This window comes from Microbacterium immunditiarum, from assembly GCF_013409785.1.
GTDB classification, from domain to species: domain Bacteria; phylum Actinomycetota; class Actinomycetes; order Actinomycetales; family Microbacteriaceae; genus Microbacterium; species Microbacterium immunditiarum.
Genome location: NZ_JACCBV010000001.1, coordinates 1,743,343 through 1,770,279, shown reverse-complemented (window position 1 = coordinate 1,770,279; position 26,937 = coordinate 1,743,343). Strand labels below are relative to the sequence as shown.

Below are 26,937 nucleotides of genomic sequence, written 5' to 3'. Positions count from 1 at the left end.
TCCGGCCACGAACGCTGGTGAAGCAGCTCACCCGATTCGCACCGCAATCCACCAACGGCGCGGCGATTGGCTTGCGCCTCGCGGGGGGTCCATGCGCCAGAGAGAAGACGCCGTGCGCCCCTGAGGCCTTCACTACCGGACTAGCCGGTGACGCGACGCCCAATCTGGCGCGCAATGTACTCGCGCAGCGGCGGATCACACACGTATACATACGTGCCGAGCATGCCTCTCGTCAGGAGAACGCCGTAGATGTTGCGGATGAACTCCAATAGGTCGTCGTCGGAGTAGGCGATCCCGCGTTGCTTGTTGTTCTCTTTGCCCTTCGCATCCCGATACGAGGCGCGGTCGATGTAGAGCCGTTGGGAGTGGGGGTCGTAACGGAGGTCGTTGCCGATGATGACGCCTGCGTAGTTGAGGTCGTAACCCTGGACGGTATGGATAGACCCGACCTCGTGAATGGATGCCGGACTATTGATCCAGTCTTTGGCTTGGCTGTTCCAGCGAAGGCGCACGCCATCCAGCTCGATATCAAACGCTTCCTTATCGCGACTGCTCTTCCACTCCCATGCGTAGCCGGCGACGAGGCGGGCGAGGCCATGCTCGTCGTTGCGCTTGAAAATTGTGCGTCGCATCGCCGCGAGGTTGTCGAAGAATCTCAGGTCGTAGTCACCGAAGTCGGGGCGCTCGGTCGCGTTGGACTCGCCCCGCAGCACGTCCCGAACGAATTGCACATAGTCGGCGCCTGCACGCACGCGCATCTGGGTAGACAGCGGATACCGGCGATGCGTCGACCTTGCCTGGTCCACGAGCGAGCGGAGGACACTCTGAGGCAGGTCAGCCGGTCGTATGGTCTGCTCGACGTCGAGCAAATAGATCTGGTGCCGGCTCTGAGCGCGGATCCAGTCCAGCTGCGTCTTCGATGGGTCGTCAACGCCAAAGAGCTTCTCGTTGATTGTGATGAATCGCCTGTTGTTGACGCCCGACGACTGGTTCGCACGCTGGTTCAGGCGATGAGTCTCGTCGACAATCAGCAGGTCCCATGGCTGATCTGATGCCCCCACGTCGAAGGGCGTCAGGATTTGTGCCTCCGTGAGCTTTGGTGTCTTCTTAAAGACACGCTTGATGGATTCGCGCAAGGACTGCTGAGGTACGACGAAACCGATCCGAAGGCCCGCGAGTAGTTCGCGATTGCCGGGCACGAAGAAGTCGGCGAACATCGAGTCTGGTTCGACTTCGTCTGCATCATCGTGGTCGCGGATGTCTGCGAGGAGCTTCATCAGGAAGATCGCGATGATGGTCTTGCCCGTCCCAGGCTGTCCTTCGATCACACTCGTAGACGACGCTCCGTTGCCGAGGTCGGCAAGGAGTCCCTCCACAATGTCCTCGACCGCGATCGCCTGTTCCGGCGTGAGCACTTTGAACGGCGACAGTTTGAAGAGGTCGCTGTTCTCGATCTCAGGGATGCTGCGCTGGAAGATTCCCTCTGATCGCAACTTGTCGAAGATGTCACGGAAGCTCTCCCGGTAAAGGTCGCGCTCGTAGTACCGGGCGTCGATGATGCCCTCGTTGCCATTCATCACCGTGAACTGTCCGTCGCCGGCGAGCCAGCGGATCAGGTGAGACTCCAGATCGAGGCACGCCGACTTGTTGAAGGTGTCGTCGATGACAACGCGCACGCGCCGGAATGCGTTCTTGGCGGGGTTCGCGAGATGCTGGCGCATGCGCGCAGCGGCGTTGACCGTCTCACCGACGTACACGGCCCCGGCACCAGCCGAGTCGGCACCATCAAGCACGTAGACGACAGGCCAGTTCCTTCGGCGCTCGTCGCCAGCCACCCAGTCCGAAATCGCGCCTGACGTGAAGCTCAGGCGCTCGATCTCAAAGGGCGTCATACTTTGTGCTCCGTCCCCTGGCCCGATCGGCCGGGTACTTCTCTCCAGTCGTGACGAGTTTCTCGAGCACGATCTCATCGAGGTCGACCCCGAGCCGTGCGGCGAGCAGTGTGCAATAGGTCACAACGTCAGCAAGCTCGGCTCGCACCTGCGCCTCGTCTGCATCGTCGCTCCACTGGAAGCACTCCAGTAGCTCGCCCGCCTCAATCGCAATGCTCTTGGCCAGGTTCGCCGGAGTGTGAAACTGGGCCCAGTCACGCTCTCGAACAAAGTCCTCTAGGGCCTTCTGAACACGCTCACTCGTCACGATTGCGACCGTATCAGGACGCGGGCGCGGGCTCCGCAAGGGGAGCAGGCGGGTGGCGTTCGGACTCGTCGTAGTGGCCCCAGCTCGCGGAAGATCCTCGCCGCCAACTCGATCTGATCGATAGGTTGATCACGTGCCATCGCCCGCCTTCCGCCTCCGCGCAGGTGACATCGTCACACGTGCAGACCTCGTGGTGGAGTATGGCGGAAGCGTTCAGTCTGGCGGCATCGTTCCGAGCAACACGTCCAACTCCGTCTTTGTGTTCACGGACCCCGCCGAGGGCAGACAATTTGGCTACGTCTATGACGGTTTCTCCTCGGACGGCACGGTGTTCCACTACACCGGCGCGGGCCGCGTTGGGGACCAGAAGCTCAGTGGCAGCAACTCACCGATCCTGACCCACGCCGCGAAAGGGCGCTCCCTCCACGCGTTCAGCGCAGCGGGCGTCGTGGCGGGGTCGAGTACGAAGCTCCAGCGATACATCGGCGAGTTCATCCTTGACCCCGACGTGCCATTTGAGCGCATGCCAGCGCTCGATCGGAGCGGAGCGCTGCGCACAGTCCTCGTCTTCCGGCTGCTCCCGGTGAGCGTGATCCCGGATGACGTCGTTGAGCTGGTCGGATACTCGGGAGTGACGCGCGAACCGAACGCCATCTCTGTTCCCGTCGAGATCAACTCAACCGAGTTCTTCGAGACGGCGGATCGCGCGGGTGGCCTGGCGGTACGGCGCGAGTCGCAGCTTGTCGACGAGTTCATCGCACATCAAGTCGGGCACACCTTCACTCGGTGGGCGATTAACCTCCCCGCCGAGCGCACCCGGCTCCTCACCGACATCTACGACGAAGTCGATCACACCCTCTATGAAGCGAAGGCGATTGCCGGCCGCTCAGATCTCCGTATGGCGGTCGGTCAGCTCTACGACTACCGCCGACACGTGCGCGTCGACGACTTACGCTGTTCGGTACTTCTTCCCGAACGCCCCACCGCTGACCTCCGGGATCTTCTCCGCGATGCCGGACTTGGGCTGGCCTTCCGCGAGCAGACAACCTTCGTGCTTGTGCCGCCCGACACCTCACATCGGGAAGAACGGCTGCACCAATGACACGGCGATTCAACGTGGTGGGCGCGGTCATCGTGAGCGACGAACGTGTGCTCGCCGCGATGCGAGGGCCGAGCGGAAGTCTGCCCAACATGTGGGAATTCCCCGGTGGAAAGATCGAGGAAGGCGAGTCCCCGCAAGAGGCGCTCGCTCGCGAAATCGGCGAGGAGTTGCTCGTCGACATCAGAGTCGGCGACGAGATCCTCACGACAACTCACAATTACGAGTTCGGGGTCGTGACGCTGACCACCTACTACTGCGAACTCCGTTGCGGAACACCGCAGCCCACAGAGCACGCGGCGCTTCGCTGGCTCACGCCGGACGAGCTCGCTTCCGTGGAGTGGGCGCCGGCCGACGTCCCCGCGGTCGAACGTGTCCGCTCGGATCTTCGAACGAATAGGTCGGGTTTCCTCCGACAGTAAGCCCCTCTAGCGATCGGGCGCGGCGCAGTCCTCGTCGTCGAACGGCTGCTAAGCGACGCGCGCCAGCGCGGAGTCTGCAAGGAGTGAGCGGCGAGAACGGAGCCGCGACCGATCGCTACACTCTCGGCGTCGGAGGGAGGCGCCCCTCCAACCCATCGCCAGTTGAGGACATCCTCCGTCATCTATCCACATCTCTCATCGGCCGCGTTGACGGGGTCCGACCAGTGTCCGACACTGGCCCAATACTGACCGTCGAGCCGGGCACGATCGGAGGTCGAGATGGGCAGCATCACCCCGTACGAATCCGCGAAAGGCCGCCGCTACCGCGTGCGCTATCGCAAGCCGGATCGCACCGAGGCGGAGAAGCGTGGCTTCACGACGATGCGTGAGGCGAAGCTGTACCTCTCGATGGTCACTGTGTCGAAGTCGAAGGGCGAGTACATCGACCCGTCGTCGTCGCGAGTACCGGTCCGGATGTTCGCCGACAGCTGGCTGCGATCGAAGCAGCCACCGATGTCGAAGCCGTCGTACTACATGACGCTCGAGCGGGCGTGGAAGAACCACGTCGCGCCGGTCTGGGCCGACAGAGAGATCTCGTCGATCCGTCGCTCGGAAGTCCAGGATTGGGTGTCCGACCTCGCGACGCAGAAATCGCGCACGGTCGTTCTTCGCGCACTGGGCGTCCTCGCCGGCATCCTGGACGTCGCGATCGACGATCGCCGCCTGGCGAGCAACCCAGCCCGCAACGTACGCAACCTGCCTCGGCACGGACCGGGCAAGCGCCGCGTCTACCTCTCGCACGACCAGGTCGCGACGCTGGCGGCGTGCTCGGCCCACCCGACGCTTGTCCTGACCTTGGCGTACACAGGTCTGCGGTGGGGCGAGGCCACAGGGCTGCGGGTGCGCAGCGTGAACCGGCTGCGCCGGCGCTTCGTCATCGAAGAGAACGCGGTAATGATCGCGTACGAGATCCACGTCGGCACGCCGAAGACGCATGAGAAGCGCTCGGTGCCGTACCCCGAGCGGCTCGCGCCGATGATCGAGCAGGCGTGCACCGGCAAGGGGCCGGAGGGACTTCTGTTCGGCGACGGCGTCAATCACATGCGCAACTCTGGCAATAAGGGATGGTTCGCGAATGCGGTCCGGCGTGCGCAGGCGTTCGATCCGTCGATTCCTCGGCTCACTCCTCACGACCTTCGTCACACCGCCGCATCCCTGGCGATCAGCTCGGGCGCGAACGTCAAGGCGGTCCAGCGCATGCTCGGGCACGCGTCCGCGGCGATGACGCTGGACACGTACGCCGATCTCTTCGACGACGATCTGGATGCCGTCGCGACGCGATTGAACGACCAGATGCCGCTCGTCGCGCTGCCCTCGGGTCCGCAGACCCGCTACGCCCGACCGCAGTGACCCCAGAGAGCAGACTGCTCAGTATTTCGACGACGCAGATTTCGTTCGAAACGCTCGATTTTGGCGCTCTCAGACGTCGCGCGCACGCCGTTGCAGACGGCAATTTTCGGCTCCCCGAATTTTCGGAATGCGGGCAAAATGCGGGCAAAAACGCATTCTGTGTGGTCTGACCTCAGAAGAAACTCCTGGTCAGAGGTAAAAAGACACTGTGCCCCTGGAGGGACTCGAACCCCCAACCGTTTGCTTAGGACGCAACTGCTCTTCCATTGAGCTACAGAGGCTGGCCGATCCAGTCTAGGTGACGGCCGTCACCCCTCTCGCGTGCCGCGAGCGGTCACCGCAAGGCGGTCCTGCCCGGGGATGACCTCCAGCCGAAAGCCCACGGGGTCACGCGGCCGATTCTCCCCCGCGACCGTCGTCGAGCTCGATCCAGTACCTCTCGAGCGTGCCGTGGACGTTCTCCAGCACGCCATCGGCGGCCAGGATGGTTCGCCCCGACGCCGAGTTGCCCGTCTCGCACACGACGAGAACCTTGACGATCCCCCGCCGGCGGGCTTCTTCCAGACACAGCTTCAGCGCCGCGGTCGCGACGCCTCGACCGCGCGCCGACGGCCGCACCGCATATCCGATGTGACCGCCCTCGGCGAGCAGGACCTCGTTGAGTTCATGGCGCAGATGAATCGAACCGAGGACTTCCGTGGGGTTGGAGTCGTCGATGATCCACCACACCGTCGCCGGAACGAACCCGTCTTGGCCTTCCGTCCGCTGCCGGATCTCGCGCTGCAGCCACAGATCGAAGACGTCCGGGTCGCCCAGTTCGTGAACGTCGAATCCGAAAGTGGAGAAGCCGTGCAGGTCCGCAGCGTCGATCTCATCGATCGCAGCGAGCCACGAGTCCCGGCGGGCGTGATCGGGAAGCACGAGCGAGATCATGGAGCGAGCGTAGCGGCGATGCCGTGACGTCGATCGGCTCACGGGCCGAGCCCGCCCCGCGCGCCGCCGCCGGTCACCGGAAGTCGCGCGACTGATGCTGCACGCCCACCCGCAGGTCTTCCACGGCATCCGCGAGCACGTTCGTGACGCCCTCGGGCGAACGCTCGAGGATCCCCCGCACGATGAGCGCGGGCGCATCGCGCACGATGCGGCGATACCTGTTCCACAGGCCGACCGAGCAGATCACGTTGACGACGCCGTGCTCGTCCTCGAGGTTCAAGAACGTGACACCGGATGCCGTCGCCGGCCGCTGCCGGTGCGTGACGAGCCCCGCGACCTCGATGCGCCGACCGGTCTCGTGCGTGCGCAGCTCGGTCGATGTGAGCACCCCGCGGGCGTCGAGTCCCGACCGGTAGTGGGTCATGGGGTGGTCGTCGGTCGAGATGCCCGTCGCCCACAGGTCGGCAGCGAGCCGCTCGTAGCTGGTCTGGTCGGGGAAGAGCGGCGGCTGCACCGCGATGAGCGAGTCGGGCAGGTACTCCGCGCGATCCTGCGCGGCCGACCCCGCGAGCCAGATCGCTTCGCGGCGATTGAACCCCAGTCGCTCGAACGCACCCGCCGTGGCGAGCGACTCGAGCTGCGCCTCGGTGACACCCGTGCGCCGCACGAGATCGCGCAGATCGCGGAATGGCCCCGCCGTCTCGCGCTCCGCGACGATGCGCTCCGCGACCGCCTTGCCGATCCCCCGTATGCCTGCAAGCCCGAGCCGCACCGCGAAGGCGCCGTCGCGACGGTGGGCGGCGGACTCGTCGGGTGCGTCGGGGTCGAAGGGCGTCACCGGCGGCTGGACGCGCTGGGTGCAGGCATCCGTTCCCGTCGGCAGACGCTTCATCTCGGCGATGCCGTCCGGCGCTGCATCCGTGAACTCCACCGACGGCGCGCCCGCACCCGCACCCGCTCCCACACCGACATCAGGAGATCCGGCGAATGCAGGACGTTTCCGCGCGAAATGGTCCTGAACTCGCCAGATGTCCTGATCTGGGAACACCTCACCCGAGCCGGTGCCCTCCACCGGCTCGAGCACCGCCTCGACGCCCGACAGATGCAGATCGGGGCGCCGCACCTCGACGCCGTGCCGACGCGCGTCGGCGACGAGCGTCGCGGGCGAGTAGAACCCCATCGGCTGAGCGCGCAGCAGACCTGCGAGGAACGCCCCCGGGTAATGGAGCTTGAGCCACGACGAGGCGTACACGAGCAGCGCGAACGACAGCGAGTGCGACTCGGCGAACCCGAAGTTCGCGAACGCCTGGATCTTCGTGTAGATCGCGTCCGCGTCCTCCCCCACGAGCCCGTTCTCGGCCATGCCGGCGTACAGCTTCTCGCGCAGCGACTCGATACGCTCGACGCCGCGCTTCGACCCCATCGCGCGCCGCAGCAGATCGGCGTCCTCACCGGTGAGCCCGCCGACCGCCATGCCCATCTGCATGAGCTGCTCCTGGAACACGGGAATGCCGAGTGTGCGCTCGAGCACCGGCATGAGCTTCGGATGCGGGTACGTCACCTCTTCGTAGCCCAGCTTCCGGCGGACGAACGGATGCACCGCCCCACCCTGAATCGGACCCGGACGGATCAGCGCGATCTCGATCACGAGGTCGTAGTACGCGCGGGGCTGCAGTCGCGGGAGCAGCCCCATCTGGGCGCGCGACTCCACCTGGAACACCCCGATCGAGTCGGCGCGGCACAGCATGTCGTACACCGCCGCCTCTTCTTTCGGGATGGTCGCGAGCTCCCACTCCTCACCCGTCGTCGCGCGGATGAGGTCGAACGTGTACTGCAGGGCGGCGAGCATGCCGAGGCCGAGCAGGTCGAACTTGACCAGGCCCATCCAGGCCGCGTCGTCTTTGTCCCACTGGATGACGGTGCGGTTCTCCATGCGCGCGTGCTCGATCGGCACGACCTCGCCGACGGGCCGCTCGGTGAGCACCATGCCGCCGGAGTGGATGCCCAGGTGCCGCGGCGCCTTCAGCAGCTCGGTCGCGTACTCGATCACCCGGTCGGGGATGTCGTGGTCGACGCCGGTCTCGAGCATCGCGCCCCAGCGCTCGACCTGCTTCGACCACGCGTCCTGCTGGCCGGGCGAGTGCCCGAGCGCCTTCGCCATGTCGCGCACCGCGTTCTTCGGCCGATACTGGATGACGTTCGCCACCTGAGCGGCGCGCTCACGCCCGTACCGCTCGTACACCCACTGGATGATCTCTTCACGCCGGTCGGAGTCGAAGTCCACGTCGATGTCGGGCTCCTCGTCGCGCAGGCTCGACAAGAAGCGCTCGAACGGCAGGTTGAACGCGATCGCGTCGACCGCCGTGATCCCGAGCAGGTAGCACACCGCGCTGTTCGCGGCGGAGCCGCGGCCCTGACAGAGGATGCCGCGCCGCCTGGCCTCGGCCACGATGTCGTGCACGATGAGGAAGTACCCCGGGAAGTCCTTCGACTCGATGACCGCGAGCTCGTTCTCGATGCGCACGCGCTGCTCAGGCGTCAGGTCGGGGTACTTGCCGGGGACCGCGTTCCACACGAGCTCGCGCAGGTACGACATCGGCGTATGCCCCGCGGGCACCTCCTGCTTCGGCAGCGCCGGCCGTGCACGGCGCAACGGGAAGGCGAGCTCGTCGGCGAGCTCGACCGTGCGCTCGACAGCACCCGGATAGCGGGCGAAGCGCGCGGCCATCTCGGCTCCGGACCGCAGGTGCGCACCCGCGTGCGCTGGCAGCCACCCGTCGAGCTCGTCGAGCCCCCGGTTCGCGCGCACCGCCGCGATCGCCGCCGCGAGGTTCACCCTTTGCGGCGAGGCGTAGTGCACGTTGTTGCTCGCGACCACGGGAAGACCCCGCTCGGCTGCAAGCGCCGCCAGCACGTCGTTCGTGCGCGAGTCGAGGGGCTCGCCGTGGTCGATGAGCTCGACGTTGACGGCATCCGGCCCGAACAGCTCCACGAGCCGATCGAGCTCGCGCGCCGCACTCTCCGGACCCTCGTCGGCGAGCGCGCTGCGCACGGCGCCCTTGCGGCACCCGGTGAGGATCGCCCAATGCCCGTCGGCCTGCGCCGCGAGCTCGTCGAGGTCGTACGTGGGACGGCCCTTCTCGGCGCCGCGCAGCTGGGCGTGCGTGATGGCCGACGCGAGCCGGTGGTAGCCCTCTTCGCCGCGCGCGAGCACGAGCAGATGCCCGCCGACCGGGTCGGGTTCGCCGTTCTGCGGTTCGGGCAGCCCGAGCGACAGCTCGGCGCCGAACACGGTCTTCAGCTCGAGGTTCTCGGCGGCTTCGGCGAACCGCACGATTCCGTAGAACCCGTCGTGGTCGGTGACCGCGAGCGCGGAAAGGCCGAGTCGCTCCGCCTCTTCGGCGAGCTCTTCGGGTGAGGACGCCCCGTCGAGGAACGAGAACGACGTGTGCGCGTGCAGCTCGGTGTACGGCACCGCGTCGGGCGGGCGCTGGATCGGCGGCGCCACGTAGGGCGCGCGCTTGTGCGACCAGGCGGGGCTGTCTCCGCCGTCGGCCCCGGACGGCACCTGCCGCGGCCGACGCCGATCGCTGAGCAGCCGCTCCATCTCGGACCACGGGATGGGCGGGTTGTCGAAGCCCATCAGCCACCCCTCCCCCGTGGTGCGCTCCCCCGCTGCCTAGTCATACTTCGCCTCGACCGCCCACTCGTCGTGCTCGTTCACGACCAGCCACGCGTCACCGTCGGCGTCGACGAGCTGGAACCGATGCGCGCGCCGCGCGCGAGAGGTGTCCCACCCCCGCTCCACGACCGGCCACGGACCCGCCCACGCCACGACCTCGCGTCGCTGCCCGCTCTCGACAAGCACCGTCGGCGGGGTGGTGAGCGCACCGCGGTCGTCGACGGCCACCGTCGCGCCGCCCTCGCCGGTCACGCGCGCCGGGCGCGGTTCGGGGAACACCGTGGCCGGCAGCGGCGCGGGAAGGCTCCCCGGCCACGGGCGCGACCGCTCCTTGTCGAGCACGACCCGGTCGCCCCACGGCACGAGCACCTGGCGTTCGGCGAGCCATCTGCCGCCGCCGACCGCCGGTGTGAGCACACCACGATGCCCGAGCATCGCCTGCACACGGGACAGGGCGTGGTGCACGCGCTCGTCGGGACCGGACCCGAAGAGCGCGACCCGGTGGTGCGACGCCGCGTCGACGGCCTCGGGAGAGATCCGCACGAGGCCGACCCCGCTGCGCAGCGCTCCGTCGGCGGGCGCGACCTCGTCGTCGCCGGGCGGGGGCAGCGCATCCTCGGCGAGCTGCCAGCGCACGCGGTCGACGACGGCCGACGCGTCGAACGAGCCCGGATGCAGCCACACCCGCTCACTGCGCTCACCCCGGTCGCCGATGAGCTCGACTCGGAGTTCGGTGCACACGAGGTCGACCGCCCCGAGGCCAGCGATGAACTCCTCGGCGGGCATACGCATCGCGAACGCGACCTGCTCGGCGATCTCGAGCGGCGGCTCGAAGACGACCTCGCGCTCGAGCTCGGGCGGCGGGATGCGCGGCTCGACGGGACTCGAGTCGACGCCCCCCGCGAGGGCGTGCAGCCGCACACCGCGCTCGCCGAACCGTTCGCGCACGCGGTCGACCTCGAGCGCGGCGAAGTCGCCGAGCGTGTGGACTCCCAGTCGTGCCAGCAGGCTCGCGAGCTCGCCGCCGGTGGCCCCTACCGCGAGTCCGCCCGACGCGTCGTCGAGCGTCGCGACCGAGAGCGGCGCGAGGAAGGCCGCCGCCTCTCCGGAAGGCACCACCCGCACACCCTCGTTCCGCGCCGTGCGCGCCGCCTGCTGCGCGGTGAACGGACCGTCGGCGACACCCGCCGTCACCTCGTGGATCCCCATCTCGGCGAGGGCGCCGAGCAGCACGCGGGCGGCCGCCTCTTCTCCGCCGTAGTATCGCGCCGGCCCTCGCGCGCGCAACGCGCACAGCCCCGGCCGGACGAGCTGGACCCCGGGCGCATGCTCTTCGACGCGCGACACGATCGGGGCGAACACCCGGTGGTCGCGAACCGGGTCGGCGGCGATCACCGCGAGGGACGGGCAGCGCGCCTGCGCGTCGCGGCGGCGCTGCCCCCGGCGCACGCCGGCGTCGCGCGCGGCTCGCGAGCACGCGACGACTTCGTTGCCCTGCAGCACGGCGATGGGGGCGGATGCCGCGAACGGCACGCCCGCGTCATCGCGAACCCCTTCGCGCAGGAGCGCGGTCACCGGCCAGTCCGGGAACCACAGCACCATGCTGCGCACGGGTGACCTCGACGCACCGCTTTCCGCGACGCCCGACCCGGCGAACCGCGCCGCCACGTCAGCTCACCGCCCTCGCCGGAATGTCGGCGAAATCGGGGGCGAGCTCGACGGGAACCGGCGCACGCTCGACCCGCTCGTGCTCGACGGGCGTGAGCCGCCCGCCGACATCGGGCAGCTGCAGGCGCGCACGGCGAGGCACGGGCGAGCGCCTGCTGTGCACGGTGACGGTGAGCGTGCGACCGGCGAGGTAGCCATGGCCGTCGCCCACGCCCGTCCACTCCGCGTCGCTCACGCTCAGCGCCGCTTCGGCCTGCGGCCAGACGCCCTGAACGAGCAGCACCGATCCGCGATCGCGCAGCCTGGCGGCCAGTCGCGAGAGCTCGCCGTCGGCGATGCGGCCGGCGGGACGCACCGCGACCACGGGCAGCACCTCGGCGATCGTGGCGGTGACCGCGACCCATCGCGGCCCTGGATCGGGCACGAGCACGATCCGCGAGAGATCGACCCCCAGCCGCTCGGCGGCCTCGGCGCCGAGCTCGGGCATGCCCACGACCCCGCACCACGAGCCCTCTTGCGTGGGGCGTGCGAGCAGCGCGAGCAGCAGCGACGTCGACGGGGCGAGCGAGTACATCGACCCCGCCCGCAATCCCCCGCCCGGAAGCAGCTCGGCGAGAGCCGGATGCGTCGGCAGCACCGGCGCTTCCATGCGCCGCCCCTGCACCCGCTCGAGCCGCGCGCGCAGCTCGTGCACGTCTGCCGACGGCATCGCCTGGTGTCGCACGATCGCCCTCATCCCCCGATGATAGAACAGATGTTCTATATTCTCTATCGTGGGATCGAATATAACTCCTACCTACGACATCGGCAGACCCGACCCGAGACAGCGAGAAGTCTCACACCTCCGTGAGTTCCGCCGTCGTGGCGATCCGCGCGAACCCGCCTGCCTGCAGATCGAGCGCCGTCGTGGCCATGAGCTCGTCCGCGGTCCGGGTCACGGTTCCGAGGCCCGAAACCTCGGTCGACAGGTCGAACGTGCGCGTCGCGTCGAGCACGACCGTCACGTCGTAGCCGAGGTTCCCTCCCATGCGCGCCGTCGTCTCGACGCACATGTTCGTCTGGATCCCGCACACCACGAGCTCCTCGATCCCCCGCTCCCGCAGCCACGCGTGCAGATCGGGATCCCCGTAGAACGCCGAGTTGACGTGCTTGGTCACGAGCACCGCGGCCGGCGCATCCGCGACAGCCTCGACCAGGGCATTGCCGGGATTCGACGGATGCAGCGGCGACCCCTCCGACCGCGAATCGTGACGCACCACGACGATCGGCTCGTCCGCCGCCTGCCACGCGGCAATGAGCGAGGCGACATTCGCCTCGCAGTCGGGGTTGGTCGTCGGCCCCCAGAAGTCCAGGTCGTCGAAGCCGCGTTGCATGTCGATCACGATGAGAGCTCGGGTCACGTCTCCATCCCATCACGCGCCGACGACCCTCGGCGCTTCGGGCCGCCCGCCCGGAAGCGCCTCAGTGAGCGCGGCTCACGCCGCGAGCGCGAGATAGGGCTCCCACCGCGGATCGGTGCGATCCGTACCGCGCACGGTCCACTGCGTGCCGCGCGGGGGGCGCGGTGTCATCCGCAGCTCCCACCCGATCTCGCCGGGCGTGCGATCGCCCTTGAGGTTGTTGCACCGCAGGCAGCACGCGACGAGGTTCTCCCACGAGTCCTCGCCCCCGCGCGAGCGCGGCACGATGTGGTCGATCGTCGACGCCGCCTTCTCGCAGTACCCGCAGCGGTGCGCGTCGCGCCGCAGCACCCCCCGGCGCGTCACCGGGACGCGCCGGGCGCTGGGAACGCGCACGTATCGGGTCAGGAGGATGACGGCGGGACGTTCATACATTCCGCTCGCACTCCAGACGGGTTCGTCATCGATGTGTTCGACGACGATCGCCTTCTCGTTCATGACGAGCACGAGGGCTCGCTTGAACGACACGACGGCCAGGGGCTCGTAGCCCGCGTTCAGCACCAGAGTGCGCATCATCATCCTCTCGAATGGCCGGGACGGCTTCTCGGTATTCGAACTGCGACGATTCGAGGTGCGCAGGGGCACGAAAAAAGCGCTGTCGGGCAGACAGCGCTATGGCGCCACGGTGCGGCCGTGGCATCCGCTCGTGCAATGCCGGAGGACGAGGCGTCCGAGCGCATCCGTGGTTCGGATGCGTGGTGTGCTGCCCATCGGCTCCCTCCGCTTCTCTCAGCGTCGGGTTTCAGGGTAATGCACGTCGACCCACCCGAGGGCGAGTCGACGCGAACGCGTTATGGCGTGTCGGTGAACCGAGACCTCAGCCGGCGTTCGCCTGCAGCCACGCCCACGGGTCCACGAGCGCGTCGTTGATGCGCACCTCGAAGTGCAGGTGACACGCGGTCGAGCTGCCGGTGCTTCCGACGAGTCCGATCAGCTGCCCCGCCTCGACCGCCTGCCCGGCGGCGACCTGACGGCTGCCGTACGTCATGTGGCCGTAGAGCGTCGAGGCCTTCTGCCCGTTGATGACGTGGTCGATCGTGATCGCGACGCCGTAGCCGCCGAAGCTCTCCTGCGACACACGCACCACGCCGGCCGCGGCCGCGTAGATCGGCGTGCCGCACGAGGTCAGCAGATCGACGCCCTGGTGGTAGCCGGAGTCGCCGAGCCCGCGGCCCTTGGTGAAGTTGAGCAGCGGCCACCGCACGGCACCGCTGCCGGGCGAGACCATGCTGATGTTGATGGGAACAGATGCCACACTGCTCTGGATCGCGCGCGCGCGGGCGGCAGCGGCCTCCTGCGCCTTCTTCTTGGCGATCTCGTCCTCGGTCGTCGCGGCGTAGCCGCCGCGGGCGAGCTCGACGCCGGTCGCGTTCGACGCGACGACGAGGGACTGCGCGTCATCGGCGGCGACCTGCTGGATGGTGACGGCGTCCTCGGCGGGACGCCACGCGCCGTACGCGGGGAGCGCGACGGTCGCGATGAGGCCGCCGACGACGGCAAGGGTCGCGAGGCTGCGGAGAGGCTTGACGGCGCTGCGCGACGCCTTCGCGGCCGAGGGACGGGCCGTGGCGCGCGTGGGCGTGCGGGGGGCGACGGGTCGTCTGTTGCGGTTGCGACGGCTCAAGTCCGTCGACTGGGTCAAGGTCTCGTCGGGTGGCGAGATGGTCTCTTCAGCCAAACTGTCCTCCGGCGCCTCCGCGCCGGAGCGCTGGCTCGTCGGCACTGTGTGTCGGGGCACGAGGTGCAGGCTTCACCACGTGGACGACGAGCCGATGAGGCAATCCACGTGGGGTCCGAGGCGGGCTTCTCGCCGATTGGACTGTTCGAGGCTACCTGAAGGTAACGAATCTGTCACGCCGACGCGCTGGCAGATTGCTGAGCGTGTCGAAGGCCCGTCAATTGCGGTCATCGACGAGGAAGATGTGCGAAGCGACCTCGACCGGAAGCTCGAGGCCCTCGTCGGACCCGTCCATCTCGACGAGGACGTACCCCTCGCTGAACCGGTACGCGCCCGTCGCACCCGGTACGACGCCGGCCGCCTTCAGCTGCTGCAGCAGTTCGGGATCGACCTGGGCGGGCTCGGCGAGCCGTCGCACCGTGCCCCGCACGGGACCGCCGACCTCGTTCAGCAGCCGGACGAGCCCGACGACCCCCTGCTCGAACTGCTTCGCCGGGATGTCGCCCAGCTGGTCGAGGCCCGGGATCGGGTTGCCGTACGGCGACTCGGTCGGGTGACCGAGGAGCTCGACGAGACGACGCTCGACCTGCTCGCTCATGACGTGCTCCCAGCGGCACGCCTCTTCGTGGACGAACGCCCAGTCGAGGCCGATGACGTCGGAGAGCAGCCGCTCGGCGAGCCGGTGCTTGCGCATGACGTCGACCGCCTTCTGGCGGCCCTCGTCGGTGAGCTCGAGGGTGCGGTCGCCCGACACGACGACGAGGCCGTCGCGCTCCATGCGGCCGACGGTCTGCGACACGGTCGGCCCCGAGTGACCGAGGCGCTCCGAGATGCGCGCGCGCAGCGGCACGATGTTCTCCTCCTCGAGCTCGAGGATCGTGCGCAGGTACATCTCGGTGGTGTCGATCAGGTCGGTCATCGCGGTGTCCTCACCGTGTGGAAGGGGCGATCCCAGCCTATCCAACCGCCACGACACCCGGCCGTGCGGGGCGCATCCGGCGGCGCTCCTAGAATCGACCCATGCCCCACATCGAGCTCCCTCGCGAACTGCTGCCCGCCGACGGCCGATTCGGCTGCGGACCCTCCAAGGTCCGCGGCGCACAGCTCGAGGCGTTCGTGACGCTCGGAGCGACCCTCATGGGCACGTCGCACCGCCAGTCCGGCGTGAAGGATCTCGTGGGGCGCGTGCGCGCCGGGCTGAGCGACCTGCTCCGGGCTCCGGCGGGCTACGAGGTCATCCTCGGCAACGGCGGCTCGACCGCGTTCTGGGACGCGGCGGCCTTCGGCCTCATCGAGCGCCGCAGCCAGAATCTCGTGTTCGGCGAGTTCGGCGGTAAGTTCGCGGCGGCCGCGAAGGCGCCGTGGCTCGAGGAGCCCGACGTGCGCAAGGCGGAGCCGGGCACGCGCGCGGTTCCCGAGCCGGTCGAGGGCGTGGACGTGTACGCGTGGCCGCACAACGAGACGTCGACCGGCGTCTCGGCTCCCGTCGAGCGCGTGAGCGGCGACGACGGCGCGCTCACGGTCATCGACGCGACGAGCGCGGCCGGCGGCATCGACTTCCTCGCCTCGGACGCGGACGTCTACTACTTCGCCCCGCAGAAGAACCTCGGCTCGGACGGCGGCCTGTGGCTCGCCCTGGTATCGCCGGCGGCAATCGAGCGGATCGAGCGCATCGCGGCATCCGGCCGGTACATCCCCGATTTCCTGAGCCTGAAGAACTCGCTCGACAACTCGCGCCTCAACCAGACGCTCAACACGCCCGCTGTGGCGACGCTGTTCCTCCTCGAGCAGCAGGTGACCTGGATCAACGAGCACGGCGGGCTGCAATGGGCGGATGCCCGCACCCGCGAGTCCTCGAACGCGCTGTACGAGTGGGCCGAGGCATCCGCCGTCGCCACCCCGTTCGTGGCCGACCCCGCCGACCGGTCCCCGGTCGTCGTGACGATCGACTTCGACGAGTCGGTCGACGCCGCGGCGGTCGCCAAGAGCCTGCGCGCGAACGGCATCGTCGACACGGAGCCGTACCGAAAGCTCGGACGCAACCAGCTGCGCGTCGCGACGTTCGTGTCGATCGAGCCCGACGACGTGCGTCAGCTCATCCGCTGCATCGACTACACGCTCGAGCGGCTCTAGACGTCGGCGTCGGCGTCCTCTTCGGAGTCGTCGGCATCGTCCGCGTCATCGACATCGTCCGCGTCATCGACGTCGTCCTCGTCGTCCGGCCCCTCGACGAGCTCGTCGATGTCGACGCCGTCGACGTCGCCCGCGTGCAGGATGGGCGATCCGTCAGTGTCGAAGTCCTCGGCGTCGAGGTCCTCGACGTCGACGAGGACCTCCTCGAGCTCGGCATCCGCTTCATCGTCGCCGGATGCCTCGGCCTGCGCCGCCTGCGCCGCCTGGTACTCGGCGAGGCGCACGGCCCACGGCACCCACTCGGGTGCCAGCAGAGCGTCGCCGCCGGGGAGCAGCTCGACCTCGAGCACGGTCGGCGGGGCGTCGTCGACCTGGGCGAGGCTCACCGTCCAGTACCAGCCCGGGTAGCCCGCGAGGCGATTCTCGAAGCGCAGCGACACCACGCCGTCCTCCGACACGTCGGATCCGGCGGGCTCGCCGATCGTCGAGTCGGGCGTGACCTCGCGCAGCGCGGCGAGCGCGAGCTCGCGGGCGATGGATTCGTCCATGGGCTCAGGCGTCGAGCTCATCCGCGACCTTGCGCAGGACGGCCGCGACCTTGCGCGAGTGCGAGCCGCTCGGGTAGCGGCCGCGCCGCAGGTCGGCGCCGATGCCGTCGAGCAGCTTCACGAGGTCCTCGACGATGATCGCCATGTCGTCGGCGGGCTTGCGCGAGCGCTTCGTGAGGCTCACGGGCGCCTCGAGGAGCCGCACGGAGAGGGCCTGCGGGCCGCGCTTGCCCTCGGCGACGCCGAACTCGACGCGCTGGCCGGCCTTGGGCGAGGCGCCGGCGGGAAGGGCAGTCGCGTGCAGGAAGACGTCCTGGCCATCGTCGCTCGCGATGAAGCCGAACCCCTTCTCGTCGTCGTAGAACCTGACCTTGCCGGTGGGCATGGGAAACCTCGCTTGGGGGGACCGCGCACTGCGCGGGCATGACGGAGTCGGGACCTTCCGATCCCGCCCTCCAGCCTAGATCCTTTCGGCGTCGCCCGCGCGCGTGAGATGATCCGGCACCGCGATAGTCTTATTCGGATGAGCACACCCTCCCCCCGCGAGGACGTTCCGATCCGTCGCATCGACCGCATCCTCTCCTTCATCTCGCTCGGCCTGCTGGTGCTGTCGATCGTGTGCTTCTTCGCGATCATGCTCGGGTCGGCGGCACGCGTCGACTTCTCCACCGGCGTCTGGCCCATGATCGGCATCATCGTCTACATCGCCCCGATCCTCGCGTTCCTCCTTCTTCTGACCGTGCTCATCATGAGCTTCGTGCGGAGGGCGCGCGCCAACAGAGGAGGCTGAGTGCTCTCCGACGAGCGCGCGCTCGCGACCCGGCTGGCGTCCCTCGACGACGCCGGGCTCGCCGCCACGCTCGCGGCCCGCGGCGTCTCGCCGTCGGCACCTTGGCAGGGGTTCTTCGACGCGGCGGCGGCGCTGCTGGATCCGGCAACCGTAGACCGTGCCCTCCTGCGGCTCCCCCGCGCGACGCTGCGCGAGCTTCGCGACGGACGCACGACCGGCGACGACGCCCACCGCCTCGCGCTCGTCGACGAGACGGGTGCGCCGTTCGTCCCGGTCCGCGAGCGGCTCGACGCGGCCGCAGTCGAGAACGCGGCGGCCTTCGACGCCGAAGAGGCTCACGAGGCATCACCGGCGAGCGAATCGGATGCCGCGGCCGCCGCCGAGCGCGCGTTCACCAACCTCGGGGCTCTCGCCGACGTGCTGCTGGCGGGCTCCGCGATCGCGCTGAGCCGCACCGGCAGCGGAAGCGTGAGCGCGGTGGACCGTCGCCGGCTCGTCGAGGCGGGAGCGGTGCTCGACGCCGACGAGCTCGACGATCTCGTGACGGCCGCCGCGGCGGCGGGACTCCTGCGCGCCGACGGACGCGACTGGGTCGTGGGCGACGCGGGCGAGAGCTGGCTCGAGGCGAGCACTCCCGAGCGGTGGGCGACGCTCGTGCGGGGCATCCGCGATTCCCTTCCTCCCGCGCTTCGCACGGCGGGCGGCGGCGTGTCGCCGGTGTCATCGTGGCAGGACGCCTTCCCCCTCGACCCCGCGTGGCCGAACCGCGCCGCGAGCCTGCGACGCGTGATGGTGCGATTCGGGCTGCTGACCCCCACGGGTGCGGAGCCCGCGTGGACCCGCGCGCTGTGCGAGGACGGCACCGTCGACGCATCCGGTCTCGAGGCCCTGCTCCCGGCCGAGATCGACCGCATCTACCTGCAGGCAGACCTCACGGCGATCGCGCCCGGACCCCTCGCGCCCCGGCTCGACCTGCGCCTGCGACGCATGGCCCGGCGCGAGTCGCGCGCGCAGGCCTCGAGCTACCGCTTCAGCGCCGACTCGATCGGCGCCGGCATGACCGAGGGCGAGTCGGCGGACTCGATCCGCGAGTTCCTCGCCGGCATCTCGCTCACGGGCATCCCCCAGCCGCTCGAGTACCTCATCGAGAGCACGGCCGCGCGGCACGGCCTCGTCCGCGTGGCGGAGGACGCGGCATCCGGCGGAACGCGCGTGACCTCGACGGATGCCTCGATCCTCGACGCGATCGAGATCGACCAGGCCCTGCGGCCCCTCGGTCTCGTCGCCGACCGCGGCGACCTCGTCTCGCGCGTGTCGCGCGACGCCGTGTACTGGGCGCTCGCGGACGCGCGCTATCCCGTCGTCGCGATCGACGACGACGGCGAGCCGGAGTCCATGCACCGCCACGCCGCGGGGCCGCGCCCGGTCGAGACGCCACCCGCGACCGTCTACGCGGGACTCATCGCGACGCTGCGCGCGGGAAGCTCCACCGACTCCGAGTCGGCGTGGCTCGCGCGCGAGCTCGAGCTCGCGGTGCGGGCGCGGGCGACGGTGGTCGTCGTGGTGCGCATGCCCGACGACAGCGAGCGCACGTTCACCCTCGAGGCATCCGGACTCGGCGGCGGGCGCCTGCGCGGGCGCGACCGCGGCGCCGACATCGAGCGCACCCTTCCGGTGTCGAGCATCGTGAGCGTCAGCCGGGGCTGAGCACGAAACCCTGCCCCCCGACGCCGCGCGTCGGCCACGCGGGTAGAATGGTCCGTTATGGCTGACGGCCCCCTCATCGTGCAAAGCGACCGGACCGTGCTGCTCGAGGTCGCCCACCCCGATGCCGAGAGCGCGCGTCACGAACTCGCGATCTTCGCAGAGCTGGAGCGCGCGCCCGAGCACATCCACACCTACCGCATCACGCGGCTGGGGCTGTGGAACGCGCGTGCGGCCGGCCACGACGCCGACGACATGCTCGCGACGCTCGACCGGTGGACGCGGTTCCCGGTGCCTCCGTCGGTCGCGATCGACATCCGCGAGACCGTCGGGCGGTACGGCCGCCTCGTGATCGAGCGCGCGGCCGTCGATGGCCACGGCGACGACGCGCTGATCCTGCGGTCGACGGATGCCCCGGTCCTCGCCGAGGTCGCCAAGAACAAGCGCATCCAGCCGCTGCTCATCGCGCACCCCTCCCCCGACTTCTACGTCGTCGACGCGTGGGCGCGCGGGCACATCAAGCAGGAGCTGCTGAAGATCGGCTGGCCGGCGGAGGACCTCGCGGGCTACACGCCGGGCACGCCGCATCCGATCGACCTCGCCCAGAACGGCTGGCACCTGCGCCCCTATCAGCGCCAGGCGGTCGAGACGTTCACGCAGGGCGGTTCGGGCGTCGTCGTCCTCCCGTGCGGGGCAGGCAAGACGCTCGTCGGCGCGGGCGCGATGGCGGAGACGAAGACGACGACGCTCATCCTCGTCACCAACACCGTGAGCGCGCGGCAGTGGCGCGACGAGCTGCTCCGGCGCACGAGCCTCACGCCCGAGGAGATCGGCGAGTACTCCGGCCAGGCGAAGGAGATCCGCCCGGTCACGATCGCGACGTACCAGATCCTCACGGCGAAGCGGAAGGGCGAGTACGCGCACCTCGCGCTGCTCGACGCGCTCGACTGGGGCCTCGTCGTGTACGACGAGGTCCACCTGCTGCCGGCGCCCGTGTTCAAGCTCACCGCAGACCTGCAGGCGCGCCGCCGCCTGGGCCTCACCGCCACGCTCGTGCGCGAGGACGGCCGCGAGGGCGACGTGTTCAGCCTCATCGGCCCGAAGCGCTTCGACGCGCCGTGGAAGGAGATCGAGGCGCAGGGCTTCATCTCTCCCGCGGTCTGCTACGAGGTGCGCGTCGACCTTCCCGCGGGCGATCGCCTCGAGTACGCCGCGGCCGCCGACGACGAGCGGTACCGGCTCGCGGCGACCGCCGAGGCGAAGATCGGGGTCGTACGCCGGCTCGTCGAGCGGCACGAGGGCGAGCGCATCCTCGTCATCGGGCAGTACCTCGACCAGATCGACATCCTCGCCGAGGCGCTCGACGCCCCGAAGATCACCGGGGCGACGCCCGTCGACGAGCGCGAGCAGCTCTACCAGGCGTTCCGCGAGGGCGAGATCACGCTGCTCATCGTGTCGAAGGTCGCCAACTTCTCGATCGACCTGCCCGAGGCATCCGTCGCGATCCAGGTGTCGGGCTCGTTCGGCTCTCGCCAAGAGGAGGCACAGCGGCTCGGGCGCCTGCTGCGTCCGAAGGAGTCGGGCCACACCGCGAGCTTCTACACGCTCATCGCGCGCGACACGGTCGACCAGGACTTCGCGCAGAACCGGCAGCGGTTCCTCGCCGAGCAGGGCTACAGCTACACGATCCTCGACGCCGACGCGCTCGCGGCCGCCTGACGACCACCGGTCAGTCCAGCACGAAGCTCGCCACGCGCCGAGTCACCTCGTCGGGGTTGTCGTCGACGAGGAAGTGCGCACCGCCCGGCACGAACTCGACCGTCGTGTGAGGTGCGTCCTCGCGCGTCACCGTGAGCGTCTCCCGCGGGAGGAGCGCGTCGTCGGCGCCGAACAGGACGAGCGTCGGGGTGCCCAGGACGCGCCCTCGGTACCCGCCCCTGATGATCTTCGTGAACGCGGGCAGGATGAGACCGCGGTAAAGCTTCGACGCCGCGCGGGCCCGCGCCGGATCCCGGAGCGCCTCGACGTAGGCCTCGTCGCACGCGTCGGTGCCCGGTCACCCGAGGAGGCGGCGCGCGCGCTCATGGCCGCCGGCGAGGGGATCGTCCTGCACCGCGTTACCGTCGACCCCGAAGCCGAGATCCGGCCGGTGATCGACCGCGCGGTGCGCGCGTCCCTCGACTGACCGCCGCCTTCGACCGATGTCCGCGGGGCGCAGAGCCTCAGACCGCGTAGCGCAGGAGGACGTACCCCTCCTCGTCGACGAACGACGACGCGAGCCGGAGTCTGCGGTCGGCCTCGGCCGCGCCGCGATCGATGCGCCCGGCGTCGCCGCCGACGATGCGCGGCGCGATCGTGACGCACAACTCGTCCACGAGCCCCGCCTCGAGAAGCGACCCGAACAGGCGAGGCCCACCCTCGCACAGCACCTGCGTCATGCCTCGCTCCGCGAGCGCGTCGAGGGCGAGCGCGAGGTCGACGCCGTCTGCGCCGCACACGAGCACCTCCGCGACGTCCTCGAGCGCGCCGCGGCGCCCCGCGGGTGCGGCGTCGTGCGTGATGACGAACGGCCGGACGACGGCTTCGGCGAAGAACGGATGCTCCGGCTCGATGTCGAGCCGGTGGCTGACGATGGCCGGCGGCGGGTGCTCGCTCAGTCCGCGCTCCCGGCGCCACGCGGCATCCGTCTCGTCCAGTCGCACGCCGCCGTAGCCCTCGGCACGCACCGTGCCTGCGCCGATCATGAGGACGTCGGCCATCGTGCGCAGCACCTGCATCACCGCGCGGTCCGTCTCGCCGCCGAGGGCGCCGCTTCGTCCGCCGAGCGTCACCGAGCCGTCCGCGCTCTCGATGAAGTTCATCCGTACGCGGCGCGTGTCGCGGTCGGGCAGCGCATACGCGTCGAACAGCTCCTGGCGTGTCGGCGTCATGCGACCGCCTCTGCGGGCATGTTGTGGCGTAGGAACGCGGGCTCGCGCCATCCGGCGATCGCCTCGACCATGCGGACCGCGTCGATCGTCTCGCGCACGTTGTGCGTCCGCACGACGCGGGCGCCGTGCAGCACACAGCACACAGCGGCCGCGAGCGACCCGGCGACCCGGTCGTGGCGGTCTCGGCCGAGCGTCTCGCCCACGAAGTCCTTGTTCGACAGGGCGACGAGCAACGGCGACCCGAGTTCCGCGAGCTCGCCGAGACGCCGCGTGAGTTCGAGCGAGTGGAGCGTGTTCTTGTTGAGGTCGTGGCCGGGGTCGAGGATGATCCGCTCGGGCCGGATGCCGCGGCTGAGGGCGAGATCGCGTCGCTGCGCGAGGAATGCGGCGACATCTGCGACGACATCGTCGTAGTGGGGGTTCGGATGCGGCATCCGCGGTGCCGCCAGGCTGTGGGCGATCACGACGCCCGCTCCGCCCTCGGAGACGACGGCGGCCATGGCCGGGTCACGCAGGCCGGTCGTGTCGTTGATGATGCTCGCGCCGGCGTCGATCGCCGCGCGCGCGACCTCGGGGTGGAACGTGTCGACACTGACCGCGACGACCGGCGCGAGCGCCCGCACCACCGGCAGGATCCGGTCCTTCTCGACCTCGACGGGCAGAGGCGGCCCCGGCGCGAACTTCACGCCGCCGACGTCGACGAGCTCGGCGCCCTCCTCCGCCGCGGCGAGCCCGGCGGCGATCGCGGCGTCGAGCGCGAACGTCGCCCCGCGGTCGTAGAACGAGTCGGGCGTGCGGTTGACGATCGCCATCACGGCGACGTGCCGAGTGAGGTCGAGCGCCGCGCCCCGCACGTCGAGCACGCACGACGCCTCGGTCGTCGTGGAGGGCCCTGGGGTCACGGGATGAGGCCCTCGAGTGGCGTGTCGGGGTCGGCGAGCGCGCGCAGGTCGACCCGCTCGCCCGACCGGATGAGCTTCTGCACAGCCTTGTTCACGTCCCACACGTTGACGTTCATGCCCCCGACGACGCGGCCGTGGTCGACCCAGAACGCGATGAACTCGCGCTTGTCGAGGTCGCCGCGGATGACGAGATCGGCGTCCGACATGAGCGGCGGGTAGCCCGACAGCTCCATTCCGAGGTCGAACTGGTCGGTGTAGAAGTACGGGATCGAGTCGTGCGCGGCGTCCTTGCCGAGCATGCTCTTCGCGGCGACGGGGCCCGCCTTGCGTGCGTTCTCCCAGTGCTCGCTGCGCAGGTGCCGCTGGATGACGGGGTGGTACGCGTTCGCGACATCGCCCGCGGCGTACACGTCCGGAGCGCTCGTGCGCAGCGCGGCATCCGTGAGGATCCCGTTGTTCACCTCGAGGCCCGCGGACTCCGCGAGCTGCGTGTTGGGCACGGCTCCGACGCCGATGAGCACGAGGTCGGCGGGCACGGTCTCGCCGCCGACGACGACGCCCTCCGCGCGATCCGATCCCACGATGCGCTCGACGTTCACCGACGTGCGCAGGTCGACACCGTGGTCCTCGTGCAGTCGGCGGAAGACGCCGCCCATCTGCTCGCCCACGGCGAGCGCGAGCGGCACGGCGTCGCGCTCGAGCACCGTCACCTCGTTGCCGAGCGTGCGCGCGGACGCCGCGACCTCCATGCCGATCCAGCCCGAGCCGATGAGCACGAGCCGGTGTCCGCCGTCCTTGAGCTCGGCGCGCAGCGCGTCGGAGTCGTCGAGCCGGCGCAGCATGCGCACGCCGGGCAGGTCGGCGCCCTCAATGGGCAGACGCCTCGGCGACGCGCCGGTCGCCAGCAGCACCGAGTCGTACGCGAGCGACGTCTCGTCCGCAAGCCCCACGCGGTGGTCGGCAGGGTCGAGGGACGTGACGGAGGTCGACGTGCGCACGTCGATGCGCTGCTCGTCTTACCACTCCGGCGGGTGCAGGATCACGGCATCCGTGCCTTCCTCCCCCTGCAGATAGCCCTTCGACAGCGGCGGTCGCTGATAGGGCGTGTGGGGCTCGTCGGCGATGACGGTCACGTCGCCGTCGAACCCCTCCTTGCGCAGGGTGGCCGCAGCGGTTCCCGCCGCGAGGCCCCCTCCGACGATGACGATGTGGGTCATGGCGTTGCCTCCCGCGACTCGATCATGGACCGGATGCCTCGAACCGCCGCCGCAGTCGGTCGTCGGCCGCCACGGCGCCGCGGAACACGTGCGTCTCTGTCGTGGAGCCTACGGCTTGGACGCCGCGCACCGACATGCACAGGTGCTCCGCGCGCAGCACGACGCCGACGCCCGCCGGCTCGAGGTGACGCTCCAGGTGATCGGCGATCTGCACCGTCAGGCGCTCCTGCACCTGGAGGTCGTGCGCGTACCACTCCACGATGCGGGCGAGCTTCGACAGCCCGACCAGCCGCGGCCCGGGGATGTATCCGACGTGGGCCACTCCCCGAAAGGGAAGGAGATGGTGCTCGCAGAGGGATGTGAAGGGGATGTCGCGCACGAGCACGAGCTCGTCGTACGCGTCGTCGTTCGGGAACGTCGTGGCCGTGAACTCACGCGGAGTGATCAGCTCGAGCAGTCCGTCGACGACACGGCGCGGCGTGTCCGCGAGGTGCTCGCCGCCCACGTCGCGACCGAATGCCTCGAGCAGTTCCGCGACAGCGGCCTCGGCCCGATCCCGATCGACCGCGATCGCGGCGTCGACCGGGTGGAGCCGCAACGCGCCTGACGATGACATCTCGACCTCCTCGCCCCTCGAGGCCGACAGTAGGACTTCAAAATTGTTTTGTCAAGATTTGCTTTTTTAGAGTTACACTCGACACATGGAACCGCTCGCGCCCAACCGCGTGACCGCGATCGCCGCGCTCGGCGACCCGTTGCGCCGCGACCTCTACCGCGCTGTCGCCGCGGCAGGAGGACCGGTCAGCCGCGACGAGGCCGCGGCCGCCGTCGGCATCCCCCGCTCGACGGCCGCGTTCCACCTCGACCGGCTCGCCGAGGCCGGGCTCCTGCGCGTGCAGTACCGGCGCCTGTCCGGAAAGTCCGGCCCCGGCGCGGGGCGCCCCGCGAAGCTGTACGCCGCGGCATCCGCCGATGTCATCGGCAGCGTCCCGGAGCGCCACTACGAGCTGGCCGGCGAGCTCTTCGCGTCGGCGATCGAGAGAGCCGAAGACGAGCGGATGCCGGTGCGCGACGCCCTCGTCCGCGAGGCACGCGAGACCGGCGCCGCGATCGGCGCGGCCGCCGGGCACCTCGACGAGGCGCTCGCCGCGTGCGGGTACTCCCCCGCGGAGGACGCGGACGGGGAGGTGCTGCTGGAGAACTGCCCGTTCCACGCGCTCGCGGGGCGCCACACCGACCTCGTGTGCACGGCGAACCTCGCCCTCCTCGAGGGTGTCGTGGAGGCGACTGAGGCGACGCGCACGCCGGTGCTCGCGCCCAGCGCCGGGCGGTGCTGCGTCGTGCTGCGCTGACGGCCCGCGCCCGATTTCCAGACAGGGGCAGGTATCCGTGGCAATAATGGGCCTATGAGCGCACCTCGCATCCTCGTCGTGGACGATGAGCCCAACATTCGCGATCTCCTCATCACGAGCCTGCGGTTCGCGGGCTACCAGGTGCGGGCGGTGTCCAACGGCGCGCAGACGATCTCGGCCGTCCTCGAGGAGGAGCCGGACCTGATCATCCTCGACGTCATGCTCCCCGACATGAACGGGTTCAGCGTGACCAAGCGCCTGCGCGGGGCCGGCTACACCGCCCCGATCCTCTTCCTCACCGCCAAGGACGAGACCGAGGACAAGATCACCGGCCTCAACGCGGGCGGCGACGACTACGTCACGAAGCCCTTCAGCCTCGACGAGATCGTCGCGCGCATCCAGGCCATCCTGCGTCGCACGATGCAGGCCGACGAGGACTCCATGATCCGCGCGGGCGAGCTCACGATGGACCAGGACACGCACGACGTCAAGGTCGGCGACGTCTCCATCGACCTGAGCCCCACCGAGTTCAAGCTGCTGCGGTACCTCATGCTCAACCCGAACCGCGTGCTGTCGAAAGCGCAGATCCTCGACCACGTGTGGGAGTACGACTTCAACGGCGACGCGGGGATCGTCGAGAGCTACATCTCCTACCTGCGTCGCAAGATCGACCCGCACTCGAGCGAGCCCCTCATCCAGACCAAGCGCGGGTTCGGCTACATGCTCAAGGCGGGCAAATCCGCGTGACCGACGAAAGGGACTGACCTGGCGGGCAAGACCGACGCGATCACTCGGGGCTGGCGCGGCACC

26 protein-coding genes, 1 tRNA gene and 1 pseudogene are annotated in these 26,937 nt (G+C 69.5%); 10 read left to right on the top strand and 18 right to left on the bottom strand.

Features of this window, described 5'->3' with window-relative positions; translation table 11 throughout:
* Positions 1–140 precede the first annotated feature (140 nt).
* Both BJ991_RS08150 and BJ991_RS08145 read right to left on the bottom strand, forming a co-directional pair.
* Positions 141–1,892, bottom strand: coding sequence for a DUF2075 domain-containing protein (locus BJ991_RS08150; protein WP_179489060.1), 1,752 nt, complete (start codon positions 1,890–1,892; stop codon positions 141–143).
* Entirely contained in the window at positions 1,879–2,199 is a 321-nt protein-coding gene (locus BJ991_RS08145) for a MazG-like family protein (RefSeq protein WP_179489059.1), read from the bottom strand. Before BJ991_RS08145 ends, BJ991_RS08150 begins: the two co-directional genes overlap by 14 nt.
* Positions 2,200–2,332: 133 nt before the next feature.
* Here BJ991_RS08145 and BJ991_RS08140 point away from each other — a divergent pair, with 133 nt between their 5' ends.
* From BJ991_RS08140 to BJ991_RS08130, 3 genes are all read left to right on the top strand, one after another.
* Entirely contained in the window at positions 2,333–3,301 is a 969-nt protein-coding gene (locus BJ991_RS08140; protein WP_179489058.1) for an SRA domain-containing endonuclease, read from the top strand.
* A complete protein-coding gene (locus BJ991_RS08135) occupies positions 3,298–3,720 on the top strand; it encodes a (deoxy)nucleoside triphosphate pyrophosphohydrolase (protein WP_179489057.1) in 423 nt (140 codons plus the stop codon). Before BJ991_RS08140 ends, BJ991_RS08135 begins: the two co-directional genes overlap by 4 nt.
* A 279-nt stretch (positions 3,721–3,999) precedes the next feature.
* On the top strand, positions 4,000–5,130 hold the full coding sequence (locus tag BJ991_RS08130; RefSeq protein ID WP_179489055.1) for a tyrosine-type recombinase/integrase: 1,131 nt from the start codon (positions 4,000–4,002) through the stop codon (positions 5,128–5,130).
* A gap of 209 nt (positions 5,131–5,339) precedes the next feature.
* On the opposite strand, the gene BJ991_RS08125 is transcribed toward BJ991_RS08130, so the two are convergent.
* The 9 genes from BJ991_RS08125 to BJ991_RS08085 all read right to left on the bottom strand — a co-directional run bounded on the left by BJ991_RS08125 (position 5,340) and on the right by BJ991_RS08085 (position 15,470).
* Positions 5,340–5,411: transfer RNA gene (locus tag BJ991_RS08125), tRNA-Arg, on the bottom strand.
* Between the two features lie 106 nt (positions 5,412–5,517).
* Positions 5,518–6,063 carry a GNAT family N-acetyltransferase gene (locus BJ991_RS08120; protein ID WP_179489053.1) on the bottom strand — a complete coding sequence of 182 codons (546 nt, stop codon included), beginning with the start codon at positions 6,061–6,063 and terminating at the stop codon, positions 5,518–5,520.
* A gap of 73 nt (positions 6,064–6,136) precedes the next feature.
* A complete protein-coding gene (locus tag BJ991_RS08115; protein ID WP_179489051.1) occupies positions 6,137–9,706 on the bottom strand; it encodes an error-prone DNA polymerase in 3,570 nt (1,189 codons plus the stop codon).
* Positions 9,707–9,742: 36 nt separating this feature from the next.
* Positions 9,743–11,347 carry a DNA polymerase Y family protein gene (locus BJ991_RS08110; RefSeq protein ID WP_179492614.1) on the bottom strand — a complete coding sequence of 535 codons (1,605 nt, stop codon included), beginning with the start codon at positions 11,345–11,347 and terminating at the stop codon, positions 9,743–9,745.
* Between the two features lie 67 nt (positions 11,348–11,414).
* The gene (locus tag BJ991_RS08105) at positions 11,415–12,149 is read right to left on the bottom strand and encodes a hypothetical protein (RefSeq protein WP_246301054.1); all 735 of its coding nucleotides are present in this window, start codon (positions 12,147–12,149) and stop codon (positions 11,415–11,417) included.
* 100 nt (positions 12,150–12,249) lie between these two features.
* Positions 12,250–12,813, bottom strand: coding sequence for an isochorismatase family protein (locus tag BJ991_RS08100; RefSeq protein WP_179489049.1), 564 nt, complete (start codon positions 12,811–12,813; stop codon positions 12,250–12,252).
* Positions 12,814–12,888: 75 nt separating this feature from the next.
* Positions 12,889–13,386: an HNH endonuclease gene (locus BJ991_RS08095; RefSeq protein ID WP_179489047.1), complete on the bottom strand. Its 498-nt coding sequence runs from the start codon at positions 13,384–13,386 to the stop codon at positions 12,889–12,891.
* Positions 13,387–13,690: 304 nt separating this feature from the next.
* Positions 13,691–14,611 (bottom strand): M23 family metallopeptidase, encoded by a 921-nt coding sequence (locus BJ991_RS08090; RefSeq protein ID WP_343048686.1) that lies wholly within the window; start codon positions 14,609–14,611, stop codon positions 13,691–13,693.
* Between the two features lie 157 nt (positions 14,612–14,768).
* Positions 14,769–15,470, bottom strand: a complete 702-nt coding sequence (locus BJ991_RS08085; protein WP_179489045.1) for an iron-dependent transcriptional repressor DtxR — start codon at positions 15,468–15,470, stop codon at positions 14,769–14,771.
* Between the two features lie 101 nt (positions 15,471–15,571).
* Here BJ991_RS08085 and serC point away from each other — a divergent pair, with 101 nt between their 5' ends.
* On the top strand, positions 15,572–16,684 hold the full coding sequence (gene serC / locus BJ991_RS08080) for a phosphoserine transaminase (protein ID WP_179489043.1): 1,113 nt from the start codon (positions 15,572–15,574) through the stop codon (positions 16,682–16,684).
* On the opposite strand, the gene BJ991_RS08075 is transcribed toward serC, so the two are convergent.
* Together BJ991_RS08075 and BJ991_RS08070 are read right to left on the bottom strand one after the other, a co-directional pair.
* Entirely contained in the window at positions 16,681–17,232 is a 552-nt protein-coding gene (locus BJ991_RS08075; RefSeq protein ID WP_246301053.1) for a DUF3027 domain-containing protein, read from the bottom strand. The two genes, serC and BJ991_RS08075, sit on opposite strands and share 4 nt — an antisense overlap.
* Positions 17,233–17,236: 4 nt before the next feature.
* Positions 17,237–17,617 carry a cold-shock protein gene (locus BJ991_RS08070; protein WP_179489039.1) on the bottom strand — a complete coding sequence of 127 codons (381 nt, stop codon included), beginning with the start codon at positions 17,615–17,617 and terminating at the stop codon, positions 17,237–17,239.
* A gap of 138 nt (positions 17,618–17,755) precedes the next feature.
* On the opposite strand from BJ991_RS08070, the gene BJ991_RS08065 reads away from it, so the two are divergent.
* The 4 genes from BJ991_RS08065 (at position 17,756) to BJ991_RS18800 (ending at position 21,911) form a co-directional block, all read left to right on the top strand.
* On the top strand, positions 17,756–18,022 hold the full coding sequence (locus BJ991_RS08065; RefSeq protein WP_179489037.1) for a multidrug ABC transporter ATPase: 267 nt from the start codon (positions 17,756–17,758) through the stop codon (positions 18,020–18,022).
* Entirely contained in the window at positions 18,023–19,729 is a 1,707-nt protein-coding gene (locus BJ991_RS08060) for a helicase-associated domain-containing protein (RefSeq protein ID WP_179489035.1), read from the top strand.
* Between the two features lie 57 nt (positions 19,730–19,786).
* Complete coding sequence (locus BJ991_RS08055) at positions 19,787–21,445, top strand: DNA repair helicase XPB (RefSeq protein WP_179489033.1); 1,659 nt, start codon at positions 19,787–19,789, stop codon at positions 21,443–21,445.
* A 73-nt stretch (positions 21,446–21,518) separates the two neighbouring features.
* A complete protein-coding gene (locus tag BJ991_RS18800; RefSeq protein WP_343048685.1) occupies positions 21,519–21,911 on the top strand; it encodes a hypothetical protein in 393 nt (130 codons plus the stop codon).
* Between the two features lie 37 nt (positions 21,912–21,948).
* On the opposite strand, the gene BJ991_RS08050 is transcribed toward BJ991_RS18800, so the two are convergent.
* The 5 genes and pseudogenes from BJ991_RS08050 to folE all read right to left on the bottom strand — a co-directional run bounded on the left by BJ991_RS08050 (position 21,949) and on the right by folE (position 25,391).
* Entirely contained in the window at positions 21,949–22,656 is a 708-nt protein-coding gene (locus tag BJ991_RS08050; RefSeq protein ID WP_179489031.1) for a pyrimidine reductase family protein, read from the bottom strand.
* On the bottom strand, positions 22,653–23,468 hold the full coding sequence (gene folP, locus BJ991_RS08045; RefSeq protein WP_179492609.1) for a dihydropteroate synthase: 816 nt from the start codon (positions 23,466–23,468) through the stop codon (positions 22,653–22,655). The genes BJ991_RS08050 and folP overlap by 4 nt, the downstream gene beginning before the upstream one ends.
* An 86-nt stretch (positions 23,469–23,554) precedes the next feature.
* Positions 23,555–23,764, bottom strand: a complete 210-nt coding sequence (locus tag BJ991_RS18795; RefSeq protein ID WP_425487545.1) for an oxidoreductase C-terminal domain-containing protein — start codon at positions 23,762–23,764, stop codon at positions 23,555–23,557.
* Positions 23,765–23,887: 123 nt separating this feature from the next.
* Positions 23,888–24,775 (bottom strand): annotated as a pseudogene (locus tag BJ991_RS08040) (NAD(P)/FAD-dependent oxidoreductase); the annotation flags it as partial.
* Between the two features lie 22 nt (positions 24,776–24,797).
* The gene (folE, locus tag BJ991_RS08035; RefSeq protein WP_179489029.1) at positions 24,798–25,391 is read right to left on the bottom strand and encodes a GTP cyclohydrolase I; all 594 of its coding nucleotides are present in this window, start codon (positions 25,389–25,391) and stop codon (positions 24,798–24,800) included.
* Positions 25,392–25,476: 85 nt separating this feature from the next.
* Between folE and BJ991_RS08030 the strand changes: the two genes are divergently transcribed.
* Both BJ991_RS08030 and BJ991_RS08025 read left to right on the top strand, forming a co-directional pair.
* Positions 25,477–26,127: a helix-turn-helix transcriptional regulator gene (locus BJ991_RS08030; RefSeq protein WP_179489027.1), complete on the top strand. Its 651-nt coding sequence runs from the start codon at positions 25,477–25,479 to the stop codon at positions 26,125–26,127.
* A gap of 54 nt (positions 26,128–26,181) precedes the next feature.
* Positions 26,182–26,874, top strand: coding sequence for a response regulator transcription factor (locus BJ991_RS08025; protein ID WP_179489025.1), 693 nt, complete (start codon positions 26,182–26,184; stop codon positions 26,872–26,874).
* Positions 26,875–26,937 lie beyond the last annotated feature (63 nt).

Excerpts from the sequence above, each read along its gene's own strand:
- BJ991_RS08130 (WP_179489055.1), top strand. The coding sequence starts at position 4,000 with ATGGGCAGCATCACCCCGTACGAATCCGCGAAAGGCCGCCGCTACCGC.
- BJ991_RS08150 (WP_179489060.1), bottom strand. The coding sequence starts at position 1,892 with ATGACGCCCTTTGAGATCGAGCGCCTGAGCTTCACGTCAGGCGCGATT.
- folP (WP_179492609.1), bottom strand. The coding sequence starts at position 23,468 with ATGGCGATCGTCAACCGCACGCCCGACTCGTTCTACGACCGCGGGGCG.
- folE (WP_179489029.1), bottom strand. The coding sequence starts at position 25,391 with ATGTCATCGTCAGGCGCGTTGCGGCTCCACCCGGTCGACGCCGCGATC.
- BJ991_RS08065 (WP_179489037.1), top strand. The coding sequence starts at position 17,756 with ATGAGCACACCCTCCCCCCGCGAGGACGTTCCGATCCGTCGCATCGAC.
- BJ991_RS08105 (WP_246301054.1), bottom strand. The coding sequence starts at position 12,149 with ATGAGGGCGATCGTGCGACACCAGGCGATGCCGTCGGCAGACGTGCAC.
- BJ991_RS08135 (WP_179489057.1), top strand. The coding sequence starts at position 3,298 with ATGACACGGCGATTCAACGTGGTGGGCGCGGTCATCGTGAGCGACGAA.
- BJ991_RS08025 (WP_179489025.1), top strand. The coding sequence starts at position 26,182 with ATGAGCGCACCTCGCATCCTCGTCGTGGACGATGAGCCCAACATTCGC.
- BJ991_RS08070 (WP_179489039.1), bottom strand. The coding sequence starts at position 17,617 with ATGCCCACCGGCAAGGTCAGGTTCTACGACGACGAGAAGGGGTTCGGC.
- BJ991_RS08115 (WP_179489051.1), bottom strand. The coding sequence starts at position 9,706 with ATGGGCTTCGACAACCCGCCCATCCCGTGGTCCGAGATGGAGCGGCTG.
- BJ991_RS18795 (WP_425487545.1), bottom strand. The coding sequence starts at position 23,764 with ATGTCGGACGCCGATCTCGTCATCCGCGGCGACCTCGACAAGCGCGAG.
- BJ991_RS08055 (WP_179489033.1), top strand. The coding sequence starts at position 19,787 with ATGGCTGACGGCCCCCTCATCGTGCAAAGCGACCGGACCGTGCTGCTC.
- BJ991_RS08030 (WP_179489027.1), top strand. The coding sequence starts at position 25,477 with ATGGAACCGCTCGCGCCCAACCGCGTGACCGCGATCGCCGCGCTCGGC.
- BJ991_RS08085 (WP_179489045.1), bottom strand. The coding sequence starts at position 15,470 with ATGACCGACCTGATCGACACCACCGAGATGTACCTGCGCACGATCCTC.
- BJ991_RS08120 (WP_179489053.1), bottom strand. The coding sequence starts at position 6,063 with ATGATCTCGCTCGTGCTTCCCGATCACGCCCGCCGGGACTCGTGGCTC.
- BJ991_RS08110 (WP_179492614.1), bottom strand. The coding sequence starts at position 11,347 with ATGGTGCTGTGGTTCCCGGACTGGCCGGTGACCGCGCTCCTGCGCGAA.
- serC (WP_179489043.1), top strand. The coding sequence starts at position 15,572 with ATGCCCCACATCGAGCTCCCTCGCGAACTGCTGCCCGCCGACGGCCGA.
- BJ991_RS08095 (WP_179489047.1), bottom strand. The coding sequence starts at position 13,386 with ATGCGCACTCTGGTGCTGAACGCGGGCTACGAGCCCCTGGCCGTCGTG.
- BJ991_RS08050 (WP_179489031.1), bottom strand. The coding sequence starts at position 22,656 with ATGACGCCGACACGCCAGGAGCTGTTCGACGCGTATGCGCTGCCCGAC.
- BJ991_RS08075 (WP_246301053.1), bottom strand. The coding sequence starts at position 17,232 with ATGGACGAATCCATCGCCCGCGAGCTCGCGCTCGCCGCGCTGCGCGAG.